General features: G+C 60.7%; 16 protein-coding genes. 8 read left to right on the top strand and 8 right to left on the bottom strand.

Annotated features, from left to right (window positions below; genetic code table 11):
- On the bottom strand, positions 1 to 485 hold a 485-nt coding region (locus Q0478_RS07385), incomplete at its 3' end, for an aconitase family protein (RefSeq protein WP_298677768.1).
- 265 nt (positions 486 to 750) lie between these two features.
- On the opposite strand from Q0478_RS07385, the gene rlmN reads away from it, so the two are divergent.
- The 3 genes from rlmN to Q0478_RS07370 all read left to right on the top strand — a co-directional run bounded on the left by rlmN (position 751) and on the right by Q0478_RS07370 (position 2,467).
- Positions 751 to 1,959 (top strand): 23S rRNA (adenine(2503)-C(2))-methyltransferase RlmN, encoded by a 1,209-nt coding sequence (gene rlmN / locus Q0478_RS07380; RefSeq protein WP_298677766.1) that lies wholly within the window; start codon positions 751 to 753, stop codon positions 1,957 to 1,959.
- Positions 1,960 to 2,080: 121 nt separating this feature from the next.
- Entirely contained in the window at positions 2,081 to 2,260 is a 180-nt protein-coding gene (locus Q0478_RS07375) for a hypothetical protein (protein WP_298677763.1), read from the top strand.
- Positions 2,261 to 2,266: 6 nt separating this feature from the next.
- On the top strand, positions 2,267 to 2,467 hold the full coding sequence (locus Q0478_RS07370) for a hypothetical protein (RefSeq protein ID WP_298677760.1): 201 nt from the start codon (positions 2,267 to 2,269) through the stop codon (positions 2,465 to 2,467).
- Between the two features lie 129 nt (positions 2,468 to 2,596).
- On the opposite strand, the gene Q0478_RS07365 is transcribed toward Q0478_RS07370, so the two are convergent.
- On the bottom strand, positions 2,597 to 3,169 hold the full coding sequence (locus Q0478_RS07365) for a DUF882 domain-containing protein (protein WP_298677757.1): 573 nt from the start codon (positions 3,167 to 3,169) through the stop codon (positions 2,597 to 2,599).
- Between the two features lie 465 nt (positions 3,170 to 3,634).
- On the opposite strand from Q0478_RS07365, the gene Q0478_RS07360 reads away from it, so the two are divergent.
- From Q0478_RS07360 to Q0478_RS07345, 4 genes are read left to right on the top strand one after another with little or no spacing between them, the layout of a single operon-like run.
- Positions 3,635 to 5,149 carry a L,D-transpeptidase family protein gene (locus tag Q0478_RS07360; protein WP_298677755.1) on the top strand — a complete coding sequence of 505 codons (1,515 nt, stop codon included), beginning with the start codon at positions 3,635 to 3,637 and terminating at the stop codon, positions 5,147 to 5,149.
- Between the two features lie 28 nt (positions 5,150 to 5,177).
- Entirely contained in the window at positions 5,178 to 6,269 is a 1,092-nt protein-coding gene (locus tag Q0478_RS07355) for a UDP-3-O-(3-hydroxymyristoyl)glucosamine N-acyltransferase (protein WP_298677753.1), read from the top strand.
- Between the two features lie 30 nt (positions 6,270 to 6,299).
- The gene (locus tag Q0478_RS07350; RefSeq protein ID WP_298677750.1) at positions 6,300 to 6,560 is read left to right on the top strand and encodes an acyl carrier protein; all 261 of its coding nucleotides are present in this window, start codon (positions 6,300 to 6,302) and stop codon (positions 6,558 to 6,560) included.
- Positions 6,561 to 6,564: 4 nt separating this feature from the next.
- The gene (locus Q0478_RS07345; RefSeq protein WP_298677747.1) at positions 6,565 to 7,773 is read left to right on the top strand and encodes a beta-ketoacyl synthase; all 1,209 of its coding nucleotides are present in this window, start codon (positions 6,565 to 6,567) and stop codon (positions 7,771 to 7,773) included.
- A 157-nt stretch (positions 7,774 to 7,930) separates the two neighbouring features.
- On the opposite strand, the gene Q0478_RS07340 is transcribed toward Q0478_RS07345, so the two are convergent.
- Entirely contained in the window at positions 7,931 to 8,530 is a 600-nt protein-coding gene (locus Q0478_RS07340) for an invasion associated locus B family protein (RefSeq protein ID WP_298677745.1), read from the bottom strand.
- Between the two features lie 521 nt (positions 8,531 to 9,051).
- Between Q0478_RS07340 and Q0478_RS07335 the strand changes: the two genes are divergently transcribed.
- Positions 9,052 to 10,626, top strand: a complete 1,575-nt coding sequence (locus Q0478_RS07335; protein ID WP_298677774.1) for a helicase HerA-like domain-containing protein — start codon at positions 9,052 to 9,054, stop codon at positions 10,624 to 10,626.
- A 10-nt stretch (positions 10,627 to 10,636) separates the two neighbouring features.
- Here Q0478_RS07335 and Q0478_RS07330 read toward each other — a convergent pair whose 3' ends face one another.
- The 5 genes from Q0478_RS07330 to Q0478_RS07310 are packed head-to-tail and all read right to left on the bottom strand — an operon-like array spanning position 10,637 to position 14,541.
- Positions 10,637 to 11,161 carry a hypothetical protein gene (locus Q0478_RS07330; RefSeq protein ID WP_298677743.1) on the bottom strand — a complete coding sequence of 175 codons (525 nt, stop codon included), beginning with the start codon at positions 11,159 to 11,161 and terminating at the stop codon, positions 10,637 to 10,639.
- A 4-nt stretch (positions 11,162 to 11,165) separates the two neighbouring features.
- Positions 11,166 to 12,470 (bottom strand): branched-chain amino acid ABC transporter permease, encoded by a 1,305-nt coding sequence (locus tag Q0478_RS07325; RefSeq protein WP_298677740.1) that lies wholly within the window; start codon positions 12,468 to 12,470, stop codon positions 11,166 to 11,168.
- Positions 12,467 to 13,477, bottom strand: coding sequence for a branched-chain amino acid ABC transporter permease (locus Q0478_RS07320; RefSeq protein WP_298677737.1), 1,011 nt, complete (start codon positions 13,475 to 13,477; stop codon positions 12,467 to 12,469). The genes Q0478_RS07325 and Q0478_RS07320 overlap by 4 nt, the downstream gene beginning before the upstream one ends.
- Positions 13,478 to 13,825: a hypothetical protein gene (locus tag Q0478_RS07315; RefSeq protein ID WP_298677734.1), complete on the bottom strand. Its 348-nt coding sequence runs from the start codon at positions 13,823 to 13,825 to the stop codon at positions 13,478 to 13,480.
- Positions 13,825 to 14,541: an ABC transporter ATP-binding protein gene (locus tag Q0478_RS07310; RefSeq protein WP_298677732.1), complete on the bottom strand. Its 717-nt coding sequence runs from the start codon at positions 14,539 to 14,541 to the stop codon at positions 13,825 to 13,827. The genes Q0478_RS07315 and Q0478_RS07310 overlap by 1 nt, the downstream gene beginning before the upstream one ends.
- Positions 14,542 to 14,576: the final 35 nt, after the last annotated feature.

Raw genomic sequence — 14,576 nt, 5'->3', positions numbered from 1 at the left:
TAGCGCTCCATGTTGCGCTCATATTCGCGGTCCACATTCATCTGGAAGGCGCGCGGATTGCCGAATTCGTCGATCATCACCGAGTGGTCAATCACCAGATCAACGGGCGCAAGCGGGTTGATCTTCTGGGCGTCTCCACCGAGGGCCTTGATCCCGTCGCGCATGGCCGCCAGATCAACAACGGCTGGCACGCCGGTGAAATCCTGCATCAGAACACGCGCTGGACGATAGGCAATTTCGCGGGGGTTCTTGCCGCCCTTGGCGCCCCATTCGGCAAAAGCCTTGATATCATCGACAGAGACTGTCTTGCCATCTTCAAAGCGCAGCATGTTTTCCAGCACCACCTTGAGCGCGGCGGGGAGATTTGAGAAATCTCCGAGGCCGGCCGCCTGAGCGGCGGGAATGGAATAATAATCAACCGATGCGCTGCCGACGGTGAGGGTTTTGCGGGTCTTGGCGCTGTCTTGTCCGACTGTGATGGGCATGGAGAACCTCCGTGATGCAATGTGACAGTGAATTGGCCTGCTTTTGCATGATGTTTCCGGTCCGATCAAGGGGGCGGGGGTCAGAAATGTATACCATTGCACACAATTTGGCGTTTTTTTGGGGCTTGTGGCCGTGGGCAGGCGCTGTTTGGCTCCGAAAGCCGCCCAGAACCGCAGGCGCGAGGGGCAAAAGAGCGTGCGGAGCGGGTTGCCCAATCAGCCGCGAATCCTATATGAAGCTCTAGCGCGCGAAAGGTAAGATTTCATGACTGACAACCCCAAAGCCCAAACGGCGGTGATGCCGGATATCCTGACGGTGCCGCGCAAGCGGCCGGAGGGGCCGGACGGCAAGGTCAATATTGTCGGGCTCACGCGCGCCGCACTGCGCACGGAACTGGCCCGGATCGGGACGCCCGAGAAGCAACTCAAGATGCGGGTCAACCAAGTTTGGCAGTGGGTTTACCAATGGGGCAAGCGGGATTTTTCCGTGATGACCAACCTGTCCAAGGCCTTCCGCGCCGAGCTTGCGGCACATTTCGTGATCGAGGTGCCCGAGGTTGTCAGCAAGCAGGTGAGCAGCGACGGCACCCGCAAGTATCTGGTGAAAATCGCCGGGGGCCATGAAGTAGAGGTGGTCTATATCCCCGAGGCGAGCCGCGGCACGCTGTGTATTTCTTCGCAGGTGGGCTGCACGCTCACATGCACATTTTGCCACACCGGCACCCAGAAGCTTGTGCGCAATCTGACGGCGGGGGAGATCATCGGCCAGGTGATGGTGGCGCGCGACGATCTTGATGAATGGCCCGAGCCGGGAGTTGCGACCGGAGAGTCGGGGCCGCGGCTGTTGAGCAATATCGTTTTGATGGGTATGGGCGAGCCACTTTACAACTTTGACAACGTGCGCGATGCGATGAAAATCGCGATGGATGGCGAGGGGATCAGCCTGTCGCGCCGCCGCATCACGCTGTCCACCAGCGGTGTTGTGCCCGAAATTGCCAAGACAGCCGAGGAAATCGGCTGTTTGCTGGCGGTGAGTTTCCACGCCACCACCGACGCGGTGCGCGATGTGCTGGTGCCGATCAACCGGCGCTGGAACATCCAGACTTTGCTGGACGCGCTGCGCGATTATCCGAAACTGAGCAATTCTGAGCGAATTACCTTTGAGTATGTGATGCTCAAAGGCGTGAATGACAGCATTGAAGATGCGCGGCGGCTGGTGAAGCTGATCAAGGGTATTCCGGCCAAGATCAACCTCATCCCCTTCAATGAATGGCCCGGCTCGGCCTATGAGCGCTCGGATTGGGCGCAGATCGAGAAATTTGCCGATGTGATTTATCATGCGGGCTATGCCTCGCCGATCCGTCGGCCTCGGGGGGAGGATATCATGGCGGCCTGCGGGCAGCTCAAATCGGCCACCGAGCGCGCGCGCAAATCGCGCCGTCAAATTGAGGCGGAAGCTGGGCTGAACAGCTGATCTGCCCTGAAATGACCCTGACAATCGTTAAAATGCCTCTTTTCCGCTAAACCCGCGCCACAGCGGGGGAGAATGCTCGTTTTGTGAACAGTTTGTTTTGCAATCAGCGAGGAGACGGAAAATGAAGAGTGATGTCGAGACGATCCGCGATGTGGTTCTGCGCGAGCGCCGGTTGGCTGTGTCTGACCGCGAATGGAAACACAGGCTGCGGGGCTATGGCTACGGGATCCGCGAAAGCGCGCAGGGGGCCTATGTGACCTCTGTTTTGCGCGGCACAGATCTGTGCGCGCTGGCCGGGTGATGCGTCATGAGACAGAAACCCGCCGTGCACCGGTGTGATCCGGTTGTTTTGAACCAAATCAAAGGACTCGTTGCGCCGATTTTGGCTAGCGACGGCCCGGCGCAGCAACGCCAGCTTGCGCGCCTTGGCTATACGATCACCCAATCCGATGCTGGCCGCTATCTGGCGACACTGCCACACGGCCTGCCGCTTTTGGCGCTGGACTGAAACGCTTTCGGTATTGGCTGTGAACGCCCCGCCTTACGTTTGGCGGGGTTTTCTTTTGGGCTGGCCTTGCCGCCCACCCGCGCCACATGTGTTGGGCGGGCCGAGGGGGTGAAAGAGGGCAGGGCGCGCTCAGCGCCCCCAGGTGCGCACCGGACCACAATCCATATGCACGAAATTGGAGCCCGAGTAGCGGCCGACACCGCCAGCGGCACAGGCGGCTGCGGCGCGGCTGACCTGGCTGACCGAGCGTGAGGCAAGGCGCAAATCAGCGGCCTGGCCCTTCATGTGCAGGGAGTTTTTGGCCACACCGCCAGAGCGCGAGCGCAGCATGGCGTTTGTCTTGGGGCTGCGATAGCCCGAGAGCAGCAGATAGGGCTCGCTGACATCCAGCATATTGTGCGAGGCGGCCATGATGTCGATGGTGCGCAGATCAATATTGATCACCCCACCGGTGCGCCAATCGCGCATGAAATGGTTGATCTCCTGAACCGCATCGCGAATGTAATCGCCATCCACCCAATAGATCATGTCAATCTTTTCGCCCGTGCGGGATGAATACATCTTGAGGCGGCGAATATCCCCTGCGCCGCGCAGAAAGCCGGCGGCCTTGGAAAAGCTCGGCGCGGCCACAAGGGCCGTCGCGGCGAAGGCGCCAAGCAGCGCGCGTCTGGAAAGGCTCGTTGAGCTCTGTGTCTTTGTCATCGTGATCGCGCCGTCCCGTCGCTCTTACCTGATGTGGCGGTGTCCCCCGCCTGTGCTGCCTTCATCTCCCCAGATGCTCCGAATTTATGGCACAGTTCGAATCAGGGGCCAAGAAAAGTTTTTCAAACAAGGAGATAATCAGGAATTTAGGCAAAATTTTGCTGAAAAGCGGTGAAACTTGCGTAAATCGGCGGTAATTGCGGCTATCTTGCATAGGTTCCTACCGAGTTTTGCAGATCATGCAGTTGTGAGTGGACAGTGCCCTGATGAGCGATCAAAACACTGTAAACTAACACGCATGAGCCTATCGTAAATTGGTTTATGGCGCGTTAATGTTGAATAAGACTGTGTGGAGGGTTTTTGGCAGTGTCGGTGGCAGCTTTTTCAGGTCGGATCCAAGCCTATGTTTTCGCTTTTGTTTTTGCGCTCAGCGGGGTCTTTGGGCCTGGGGAGGTGCGCGCAGAGGTGACGGCGTTCAAACAGGCCGTGGCCGAGGCCGCCGCACGCGACAAGGATATTGCCGCCTTTTACAAGGCCACCGGCTATGAGCCGATCTGGACGCAGACCTTTGGCAAGGACGCCCAGCGGCGGCGTGCGCTGTTTCGGGCCATGGATGAGGCGCAGCTGCATGGTCTGCCCGCGGAACGCTTTGGGGCGAAAGCGCTGATGGCCCAGCTCAGGGCGGCCAATTCGCCGCGCGCACGCGGGCTGGCGGAGGTGGCGCTGAGCCGGGCGTTTCTGGACCTTGCACAAGCGATGCAAACCGGGGCGCTGGTGCCCAAGCGGATCGACGAGGGCATTGTGCGCAAGGTTCCGTACCGGGATCGCGGCAGCTATCTGAGCACTTTGGTGCAGTCCAATCCGAATGGTTTTTTCAGGGCGTTGCCGCCGCGCACGCCGGAATATGCGCGCCTGCTCAAGGCCAAGCTGGCCTATGAGAAGCGCCTTGGGGCGGGCGGATTTGGGGCCACAGTCCCGTCCAAATCGCTCAAGCCGGGGCAATCGGGGGCGGCGGTTGTGGCTTTGCGCGACAGGCTGGTGCGCATGGGCTATCTGCGCCGCTCGGCCAGCCCGAGCTATGACGGGGCCCTGCAAGAGGCCGTGCAGCGCTTTCAGGCCGATCATGGGCTGACAACCGACGGGATCGCTGGCGCAGGCACCCTGGCCGAGATCAACACCTCCGCAGAAGAGCGGCTCAAGGCGATCATCGTGGCGCTGGAGCGCGAACGCTGGGTCAATTCGGATCGTGGCAAGCGCCATGTGCTGGTGAACATCACCGATTTTTCGGCCCGCATTGTGGATGATGGCAAGGTGACGTTTCAGACCCGCAGCGTGGTCGGGGCGAACGACAGCGATCGGCGCACGCCTGAATTTTCCGATGTGATGGAGTTCATGGTGATCAATCCAACCTGGAATGTGCCGCGTTCTATTGCCACCAAGGAATACCTGCCGATGATGCAAAACAACGCCAATGCGGCGAGCCATCTGGAGCTCTATGACAGCCGGGGCCGCAAAGTGGCGCGCAGCAACATCAACTTTGCCAATTACACCGCGCGCAGCTTTCCCTATGCGATCAAACAGCCGCCGTCGCGGCGCAACGCATTGGGCCTCGTGAAATTCATGTTTCCCAACAAATACAACATTTACCTGCATGACACGCCGGCAAAGAACCTGTTCAGCCGTGAAACCCGCGCCTACAGCCACGGCTGTGTGCGGCTCAACGATCCTTTCGACTTTGCCTATGCGCTTCTGGCCAAGCAAAGCCGCGATCCCAAGGGGCAGTTTCACAGGATACTGGATACGGGCAAAGAGACTGTCGTGACGCTTGAAAAAGAAGTGCCGGTGCATATCATCTACCGCACGGCCTTTACAGATGCGAAAGGCAAGGTGCATTTCCGCCGCGACATCTATGGGCGGGATGCAAAAATCTGGCGGGCACTGGCGAAAGAAGGTGTGGTGCTTCGGGCCTCAAGGGGCTAAGCAACAGGCCCAAGTTTAGGAACGGGCCATGAGCTATACGATTGAAACCATTGCCAGTGCTCTGGGAGCCAAGGCTTTGGGAGACCTCTCACTGGAAATAGAGGCTGTGGCGGAGCCGCAGGACGCTGGCCCGCGCACGCTTGCGCTGGCGATGAAGCCCGATTTTGCCGCGCGTTTGGGCGCGGGCCAGGCGCGGGCCGCGGTGCTTTGGGAAGGGGCCGATTACGAAGCTCTGGGCCTGAGGGCGGCGATCATTCCGCCGCGCCCGCGCTATGCGCTTTCGGGGCTGTCCAAACAATTTGACCCGGGCGAAAGCTATCCCGAGGGCATTCACCCCTCTGCCGTGATCGACCCGGCTGCCGAGCTGGGCGCGGGCGTGCGCGTGGGGCCTTTGGCGGTTGTCATGGCGGGCGCGCGCATCGGGGCGGGCAGCGTGATCGGGCCGCAGGTGTTTGTTGGGGCCTGTGCCACGCTTGGCGCGGGCTGCTTCATTCGCGAGGGCGCACGCATCGGTGCGCGCAGCACGCTGGGCGCACGGGTGATTGTGCAGCCCGGGGCCGTGATTGGCGGCGACGGTTTCAGCTTTGTGACGCCCGAGGAAAGCGCCGTGGAGCGCACCCGCGCCTCTTTGGGCGATCAGGGCGCGGGCGAGAGCCAGCATTGGGAGCGCATTCATTCGCTTGGCGCGGTTGAGATCGGTGCGGATTGCGAGATCGGCGCGAATGCCTGTATCGACCGTGGCACCGTGCGCAACACCCGGATCGGTGCGCGCACCAAGCTCGATAACATGGTGCATATCGGCCATAATGTGGTGATCGGGACGGATTGCCTGATTTGCGGACAGGTTGGCATGGCTGGGTCCAGCACGATTGGCAACAACTGCGTTTTCGCCGGGCAGGTCGGGATCAACGACAATATCTTTGTGGGCGACAACGTCATTGCCGGCGGGGCGACCAAGATTTTTACCAACGTGCCCAAGGGGCGCGTTTTGCTGGGCTATCCGGCGGTAAAAATGGAGAGCCATGTCGCGAGTTACAAGGCGCTGCGCCGGTTGCCCCGGCTGATGAAACAGGTGGCGGAGTTGCAAAAAGCAGTTTTCAACGCGGCTGCAAGGGACTAAATCAACAGCAGTCAGACACTTGGGGATGATATGAGCGTTCAAGAGAAAGTGGTGCAGATTATCGCCGAGCAGGCCATGCTGGAGCGCGAGGACGTGCAGCTGGACAGCACGCTGGAGAGCCTTGGCATTGACAGCCTTGGGTTGGTTGAGTCGCTCTTTGCGATTGAAGAGGCCTTTGACATTTCCATTCCGTTCAACGCCAATGCCCCGGAGGAGTCCGGGTTTGATATTTCCAGCGTGGCGCAGATCGTGGCGGGGATTGAACAGCTGATTGCCGAGCAACAGGGCTAGGGCGATGAAACGTGTCGTGATCACCGGAGCCGGCACGATCAACGCGCTGGCCCACAACGTGCCGGACACCTGGAAGGCGATGGCAGAGGGGCGCTGCGGGATCGGGCCCCTGGTGATGCCGGATGTGGAGCGGCTGGCCGTGCAGATTGGGGCGCAGGTGCAGGGGTTTGAGCCGGACGCGCTTTTCAACCGCCAGCAGCTTTCGCTGTTTGACCGGTTCACCCAGTTTACCCTGATTGCGGCGCGCGAGGCGATTGGGCAGTCGGGACTTGCGTTTTCAGGCGAGCTGGCCGCGCGCTCCGGGGTTATTCTGGGCAATTCGGGGGGCGGGATGACGACGCTCGATGAGAATTACCGCTCGGTCTATGAAGAGGGGAAAAACCGCGTCCATCCCTTTGTGGTTCCCAAGTTGATGAACAACGCGGCCGCGAGCCATGTGAGTATGGAATTCAACCTCAAGGGGCCGAGCTTTACGGTGGCCAGCGCTTGCGCGAGCTCCAACCATGCGATGGCGCAGGCCTTCCAGATGGTCCATGGCGGGGCTGCGCCTGTGATGATCACCGGCGGTTCGGAGAGCATGCTGTGCTTTGGCGGGGTCAAGGCCTGGGAAGGGCTGCGGGTGATGTCCAAAGATGCCTGCCGCCCGTTTAGCGCCAACCGAAACGGGATGGTGCAGGGCGAGGGCGCGGGGATATTTGTGTTTGAAGAGTTTGAGCACGCGCGCGCGCGGGGCGCCGAGATACTGGCCGAAGTTGCGGGCTTTGCCATGAGTTCGGATGCGGCCGATATTGTCATGCCCTCAAAGCAGGGCGCGGCGCGGGCCATTGCCGGGGCGCTGCGCGATGCGCGCCTGAACTGCGAGGATGTGGGCTATATCAACGCCCATGGCACCGGCACGGCGGCCAACGACAAGACCGAATGCGCCGCCGTGGCGGACGCCTTTGGCGCTCATGCGGACAAGGTGATGATTTCGTCCACCAAATCCATGCATGGACATCTGATTGGGGGCACCGGGGCGGTGGAGCTTTTGGCCTGTATCATGGCGCTGCGTGACGGGATTATTGCGCCCACGATTGGCTATGAGGAGGCAGACCCGGAATGCGCGCTGGATGTGGTGCCCAATGTCGCCCGCGAGGCGCGGGTTGGGGCGGTGCTCTCCAACGCCTTTGCCTTTGGCGGCCTGAATGCCGTGATCGTGCTGAAATCTGTTTGACGCGGTGCAAAGCAAGGTCGAATTGGCTGCGCCAATCCGATCCGCGCGCAGGGGGCTTTTCGCCCCCTGCGCGCCCGCAAAACCGCCAAGGCTCATGCGGTTGCACGGGCAGAATTAGGTATTTTTGACCAGAAGAAGGCCGGGGCCTCTGGCTCAATCACTCGGCGAGCAGGCTGTCATAGCCGGCTGTGAAGCCTTTGAGGGACATATCCAGCGTCACGATTTCGTCGGGGGCCGGGGCAGGGCGCAAGAGAACCTTTGCAACGGCGCCTTTTTTCAAGGCGTCAATGTCTTGGGCTGTGAAGCCGACCCGCGCGAAACAGCCGATCGGGCTGCAAAAGCTGTAAGGGTAGCGGCGCGGTGTGGCGGAATCGATCTGGATGGTGAGTTGGGCTGAGAGCAAGGTTTCCAGCGGCACCAGCACATTGGCCCCGGCCACGGCTTGACCGGCTTGCGCGAGGGGGAAAATTGTGACCTCGGCGACATTGGTGCCTTGGGAGTCTTGCAAGATCTGGAACAGCTGGCAGGGTTCCTTGGCGGGTGTGCTGCTGTCAGCGGCGCCGGGGGCGCGCAGGCATTGGACCTGCCAATCGCCCACCTCGGCCTTGATGTAGGGCTCTGGCAGCGCCTCTTCGCCAAGGCTCAGCGCCTCGGGAGCGCTTGGGGCGTCCTCTGGCGAGGCGCTTTGGGCGCTGAGCGCCAGCGGGGCGGCGTTCAGAAGGGCGAGCAGGAGGGCGAAGCGACAGGTTTGAAGCATGGGTGTGTCCTATTTTATGACTTGTCTGGGCTTACCATGCTGTGACGGGGCTGTCAGGGTGAAACTCGGCCCGATGACCCGGAAAGGCAGGTTTTTGCGCAGCTTTTGCAGAGGCTTGTGGAGCGGTTTGCGCAGACGTTTGTGCAGAGGTGCCCCTCCGGGCGGGTGTGCAAAGACTCTGGCCAAAGAGGTGGGGGCATTGCTGCCGAGCCAAAGAAAAAGGAGCCATTACAGCTCCTCTTTCCAGGTCTCTCCCCGTCGGACTTGGCCGACTTAATATGAGCCAAAGCCTATGTCACGGTGTTGCAGCCGTCAACAGGGCAGTGGCGCATTGGGGCAAAAAAAGGTCGCGCTCAGAGGCGCGACCAAGTCTGACAGGGAGGAAGTAGACTTCCCGCCAAGAGGACATGCGGCGCGAAGTCTGCTTGATACTGACGTGAAAACATTAAAATACTGTGAGGGGGGCGTGCGGAATCGCTGTGTGGCCCGTGTTTTAAGGGGGACTGGCTTTGAGTGATGCGATGCAGGATGCGATATTTATGGGCGGGGGCGGGCCCGATCAGCGGGTCGCGCAGGCGCTCAAGTTGAAATATGCCAACCGCCATGGGCTGATTGCCGGAGCGACCGGCACCGGCAAAACGGTGACTTTGCAAATCATGGCTGAGAGTTTTTCCAACGCGGGCGTGCCGGTGTTTATGGCGGATGTGAAGGGCGATCTTTCCGGGCTGGCCAAGGCGGGCAGCGCCGAAGCGAAACTTCATGCGGCCTTCATGAGCAGGGCAGAAAAGATCGGTTTCACCGGGTTTGGCTATGAGAGTTTTCCTGTCACCTTCTGGGATTTGTTTGCAGAGCAGGGCCATCCGATCCGCACCACCGTGGCCGAGATGGGGCCGTTGCTGATTTCGCGGCTGCTGGAGCTGAGTGAAGCGCAGGAAGGGGTTATAAACATCGCCTTTCGGGTGGCTGACGAAGAGGGGTTGGCGCTGCTCAACCTCGCGGATTTGCAGGCGCTTCTTGTTTGGGTTGGAGAGAACAAGGCGGCCCTGAGCCTGCGCTTTGGCACTGTTTCCACAGCCTCGATCGGGGCGATCCAGCGCCGCTTGCTGGTGCTCGAAAACCAGGGGGGCAATAAGCTTTTCGGCGAGCCGGCGCTGGCCTTGACAGATGTGATGGCGATGGCCCCGGATGGCCGTGGCCGGGTGAATATTCTGGCCGCGGACAAGCTCATGGCCGCGCCGCGGCTTTATGCCACCTTCTTGCTTTGGCTCATGTCAGAGCTGTTTGAAGAGCTGCCCGAGGTGGGCAATCCGGACAAACCCAAGCTGGTCTTTTTCTTTGATGAGGCGCATCTGCTGTTTGATGGGGCGCCCAAGGCGCTGGTGGATAAGGTGGAACAGGTGGCACGGCTCATCCGCTCCAAAGGGGTTGGGGTCTATTTTATCACCCAAAACCCTGATGATGTGCCTGAGGATGTTTTGGGCCAGCTCGGAAACCGGGTGCAGCACGCGCTGCGAGCCTTCACGGCGCGCGACCAGAAAGCCCTCCGGCTGGCCGCCCAGACCTATCGTCCCAATCCGCGCTTTGACATCGAAGCCGCCATTCGCGATGTGGGCGTGGGGGAGGCCGTGACCTCGTTTCTGGAAAACAAGGGTGTGCCCGGTGTGGCTGAGCGCACGTTGATCCGCCCGCCGAGCTCGCATTTGGGGCCACTCACCCTGGCCGAGCGTGCTCAAGTGGTGGCCAGCTCGCATATCGCTGGAAAATACGAAGCCGAGCTTGACCGCCCGTCGGCCTATGAGCTGTTGCAACAGCGCGCAGCGCAGGCCGCCAAGGAGGCAGACGCCGCAGAGCAGGCGCTGCGCAGGGAGCAGACCACAGATTGGACCACAGATCAGACCAGAGATCAGGCGACAGACGGGGACCGCAGGTTTAAGGCGGCGCGGCGCTATGACGGCGCCCGCCCGACGCGCAGCGCAGGCCGCCAAGAAGAGAGCTTTGGCGCAGCGCTCACAAAACAGCTGGTGCGCGAACTCAAGGGCAGCACAGGGCGGCGGATCATTCGCGGCATTCTCGGGGGGCTGTTCCGGGGCCGTTAGGGCATGGGGCTTAGCGGCTGTCCTGGTCTGCTGCGCTGGTGGCTTTTTGTGCGGCCTTTTCAGCTTGCTCAAGGCTGAGCACCCGGATGGGCACGCTGAGCAGCGCAACAAAGCCCGCCGCCAGCACCGCAGCGCTGGCAAAGCCGATATCGGCAAAGACGGTCAGGCTGTAGCGTGCGCTGAAGGGCTGCAACAGGATGTCGGCCAAGCCGAGCTGGAGCGCCGCGCCATCGCGCAAGAAGATCACAGCGCTTTCGGTGATACGTCCTACAAGCCCCACGCCCAAACAGAAGAAAAGGGCAAAGGACAGACGTGCCGGCCCATCCATGCGCCGGCGCAGCACCTGAAAGACCGCCGGCGACAGGCGCGAGGCAAAAAACAGCGGGCTGATGGCCGCAAGGCGCAACCAGAGCGAAGGATACCAATCCGCGCCTTGGGCCGGCAGAAAGCTCCACATGGTCACCAGAGCTGCGCAGATCAGCCCGAAGAAGGCGACACCCTGAAGGGCCGGGCGCAAGAGAGAGGTTTGCACCATTGTGCTACTTCTCCGGGATCAGCCCACGCGGGCTGAAGCGCAAGACGCACAGCAAGATCACCCCCATGGTGAGCAAGCGCATATGGGCGGCAGACTCAAGCAGATGTGCGCGCAAGGCATTGTCCTCGGCCATGCCCGACGTCACGAATGTGAGCAACGCGTGGCCCATCGGCTCGACTTGCACCCAGAAGAACCAGATCACAAACCCGCCCAGCACGGCGCCAAGGTTGTTGCCCGACCCGCCGACGATCACCATCAGCCAAACCAGAAAGGTAAAGCGCAGGGGCTGATAGGAGGTGGGTGTGAGCTGGCCATCGAGCGTGGTGATCATGGCACCGGCGATGCCGCAAATGGCAGAGCCCAGAATGAAAATCTGGAGATGCCGTGCCTTCACATCTTTGCCCATCGCCTCAGAGGCCACCTCATTGTCACGGATGGCGCGCATCATGCGCCCCCAGGGGCTCTTGAGCGCGGCTTGGGCCATGAGAAAGAGAATGAGCAGCACGACGGCAAAGAGGCCCGCATAAAGAAGTTTGACCCAGAGGGTTGAGGCCGTCACCGGGTCAAACCCGAGGGCCTGCGCCTGAGCGACAAAGCTCGGAGAGCTTTGCAGCTCGATTTCATAAGGCACCGGTCGGGGCAGGCCGATGACGTTCTTCACGCCGCGGGCCATCCAATCTTCGTTTTTCATCACGGCGATGATGATTTCGGCAATCCCCAGCGTGGCAATGGCCAGGTAATCCGAGCGCAGGCCAAGGGCTGTCTTGCCGATGATCCAGGCTGCACCGGCGGCCAACACGCCGCCAATGGGCCAGGCCAGCAGCACAGGCAGCCCGAGGCCGCCGATATTGCCGGCATTGGCGGGGTTGATCGCCTCGACCGCTTCCACACCGCCGTCAAACACCGCGCGAAAGGCAAAGAAGCCAATGAGCAGCACCGCGATGATGGCCATGTTGCGCCGGCGGCCCGGCTGCATTTGCTTGTAGAGCAATACCGTAGAGACCAGGCTCATCACCCCCAAGCCAAGGCCGAGCAGAATGCGCAGCCCCCCCGCGCTCCATGCCCCGTCCACGGGGGGCATGGACACGAGCACTGTGGCTAAGCCGCCAAGCGCAACAAACCCCATGATGCCAACATTGAAGAGACCGGCAAAGCCCCATTGCAAATTGACCCCAAGCGCCATGATGGCCGAAATCAGCCCCATGTTAAGGATAAAGAGCGCGGCGTTCCACGACTGCAAAAGGCCGGTGCCGATGATCAGCAGCGCGACGATGGCGAAGTATACAGAGTTGCGCGTTGTGTCGCTCATACCGATTGCCCCTTGAACAGTCCTGTGGGTTTGAAGATGAGCACGATGAGCAAGATCACAAAGCTCACCGCGAATTTGTAATCGGTGGAGAGAAGCTGCACCAGGCTGTCTGGCTCCAGCGGCTCAGGCAGCGCATGCACCAGCACCTTTTTCCAGGCGTAGGTGACGGTGACTTCCGAGAAGGCAATGACAAAGCCGCCGGCAATGGCCCCGAGCGGGTTGCCAAGACCACCGACAATCGCCGCGGCAAAGATCGGCAGGAGGAGCTGGAAATAGACAAAGGGCTTGAAGGTTTTGTCGAGCCCGTAAAGCACCCCTGCCACGGTGGCCAGCGTCGCAACGATGATCCAGGTGATCATAACGACGCGCTCGGGGTTGATGCCCGAGAGCAAGGCCAGGTCTTCGTTGTCGGAATAGGCACGCATGGATTTGCCCGTGCGGGTGCGGTTGAGAAACCAGAACAGCGCCGCCACAACCACAAGAGCGGTGATGAGGGTGATGCCCTGGGTGGTTTTGATCGCCAAGCCCTCTGACAGACCTGTCATCTGTTTGAACTCGCGCACCGAGATGATGAACCGCTCGCCATCGGCAAAGCGCTGGTCATCCGGACCGATGATAAAGCGGGTCAGCCCGTTCATGATGAACATCACCCCCATGGAAACGATCACCAGAATGACGGGTTTGGCTTTCTGCGCGCGATAAAAGCGATACACCGCGCGGTCGGTGAGCAACACCAGCGCCACGCAGCCCAGAATGCCGAAGGGCAAGGCAAGCAGCGCCGTCGGCAGGGGGCCAAAGCTGATCCCCAGTGATTGGAACAGCCAAGTGACCAGCACGGTCACCATGGCCCCGAAGGCCATCGTATCGCCATGGGCAAAATTGGAAAACCGCAGGATGCCATAGATCAGCGTGACCCCGAGCGCACCGAGCGCGAGCTGCGCGCCATATGCGGTGGCAGGGATCAGAACAAAATTGGCGAGCGCCACGGCTGCGTTCAAAAGGTCCATTCAGAAGGCTCCTTCGCAAGTGCCAAGATACTGGACCGCACGCGGCCCCGTGTTGAGATGTGTGCTGAAGCGCGCGGCCTCTGGGGTGATTGACATCAGGTATTCACCGCCCTGACCGGTGGCAAAAAGCGTGATCAGCGCCGCCTCGCCCTTGCGCGCCACAATGGTCAGATCGCCAAAGGCGGTTGACAGCCGCTGGTCTTCAAGCTGCACCACCAGCTCAAAATCCGACGGCGCACAGGGCTGGTCTTCAAAGCATTCCGTCACAAAAGTGCAGGGAAAGGCCAGAGCGGCCTGTGGCATCAACCCGACAAACAGGGCGGCGACATATGATCGGGGCGCGCGCATCAGCCCCCCAGGAAGCTGCGGCGCACATCGGGGTTGGCCAGCAGCTCCTTGCCTGTGCCCGTATGGGCATTGGCGCCCTGCACCAGGACATAGCCTTTATCCGCAATCTCAAGGGCTTGGCGGGCGTTCTGCTCAACCATCAAGATCGGAATTCCGGTGCGTGCGACCTCGATGATGCGGTCAAACAATTCATCCATCACAATCGGCGAGACACCGGCTGTGGGCTCATCCAGCATAAGCACCTTGGGTTGGGTCATCAGGGCGCGCCCCACCGCAACCTGTTGGCGCTGCCCGCCGGAGAGCTCGCCTGCCGCCTGCTGGCGCTTGTCTTTGAGGATCGGGAAGAGCTCATAGATCTGCGCCATCGTGTCGGAGAAATCATCACTGCGGATGAAAGCGCCCATCTCAAGGTTTTCCTCAACTGTGAGGGAGGGAAAAATATTGGAGGTTTGCGGCACAAAGCCCATGCCCTGCACCACCCGGTCTTGCGGGGAGAGCGCGGTGATGTCCTGGCCATCCAGCGTCACAGAGCCTTCGCGCAGATCGAGCATCCCGAAAACCGCTTTCATCGCGGTGGATTTGCCCGCGCCATTTGGGCCCACGATCACGGCAATCTCACCGCGATCCACCGAGATGGTGCAATTGTGCAAAATATCGGGGCCGCCCTTGGAATAGCCGCCGGTCATATCCTGACCGATCAAAAAAGGCTCAGACATCCGCGCCCCCCTTTTTCTTTCTCAAAATATCCTGG

It is taken from the genome of uncultured Lentibacter sp. (assembly GCF_937123735.1).
Classification (GTDB): domain Bacteria; phylum Pseudomonadota; class Alphaproteobacteria; order Rhodobacterales; family Rhodobacteraceae; genus Lentibacter.
This window is presented reverse-complemented; position numbering and strand designations above follow the sequence as displayed.

Excerpts from the sequence above, each read along its gene's own strand:
- rlmN (WP_298677766.1), top strand. The coding sequence starts at position 751 with ATGACTGACAACCCCAAAGCCCAAACGGCGGTGATGCCGGATATCCTG.
- Q0478_RS07375 (WP_298677763.1), top strand. The coding sequence starts at position 2,081 with ATGAAGAGTGATGTCGAGACGATCCGCGATGTGGTTCTGCGCGAGCGC.
- Q0478_RS07370 (WP_298677760.1), top strand. The coding sequence starts at position 2,267 with ATGAGACAGAAACCCGCCGTGCACCGGTGTGATCCGGTTGTTTTGAAC.
- Q0478_RS07365 (WP_298677757.1), bottom strand. The coding sequence starts at position 3,169 with ATGACAAAGACACAGAGCTCAACGAGCCTTTCCAGACGCGCGCTGCTT.
- Q0478_RS07355 (WP_298677753.1), top strand. The coding sequence starts at position 5,178 with ATGAGCTATACGATTGAAACCATTGCCAGTGCTCTGGGAGCCAAGGCT.
- Q0478_RS07350 (WP_298677750.1), top strand. The coding sequence starts at position 6,300 with ATGAGCGTTCAAGAGAAAGTGGTGCAGATTATCGCCGAGCAGGCCATG.
- Q0478_RS07345 (WP_298677747.1), top strand. The coding sequence starts at position 6,565 with ATGAAACGTGTCGTGATCACCGGAGCCGGCACGATCAACGCGCTGGCC.
- Q0478_RS07340 (WP_298677745.1), bottom strand. The coding sequence starts at position 8,530 with ATGCTTCAAACCTGTCGCTTCGCCCTCCTGCTCGCCCTTCTGAACGCC.
- Q0478_RS07335 (WP_298677774.1), top strand. The coding sequence starts at position 9,052 with ATGCAGGATGCGATATTTATGGGCGGGGGCGGGCCCGATCAGCGGGTC.
- Q0478_RS07330 (WP_298677743.1), bottom strand. The coding sequence starts at position 11,161 with ATGGTGCAAACCTCTCTCTTGCGCCCGGCCCTTCAGGGTGTCGCCTTC.
- Q0478_RS07325 (WP_298677740.1), bottom strand. The coding sequence starts at position 12,470 with ATGAGCGACACAACGCGCAACTCTGTATACTTCGCCATCGTCGCGCTG.
- Q0478_RS07320 (WP_298677737.1), bottom strand. The coding sequence starts at position 13,477 with ATGGACCTTTTGAACGCAGCCGTGGCGCTCGCCAATTTTGTTCTGATC.
- Q0478_RS07315 (WP_298677734.1), bottom strand. The coding sequence starts at position 13,825 with ATGCGCGCGCCCCGATCATATGTCGCCGCCCTGTTTGTCGGGTTGATG.
- Q0478_RS07310 (WP_298677732.1), bottom strand. The coding sequence starts at position 14,541 with ATGTCTGAGCCTTTTTTGATCGGTCAGGATATGACCGGCGGCTATTCC.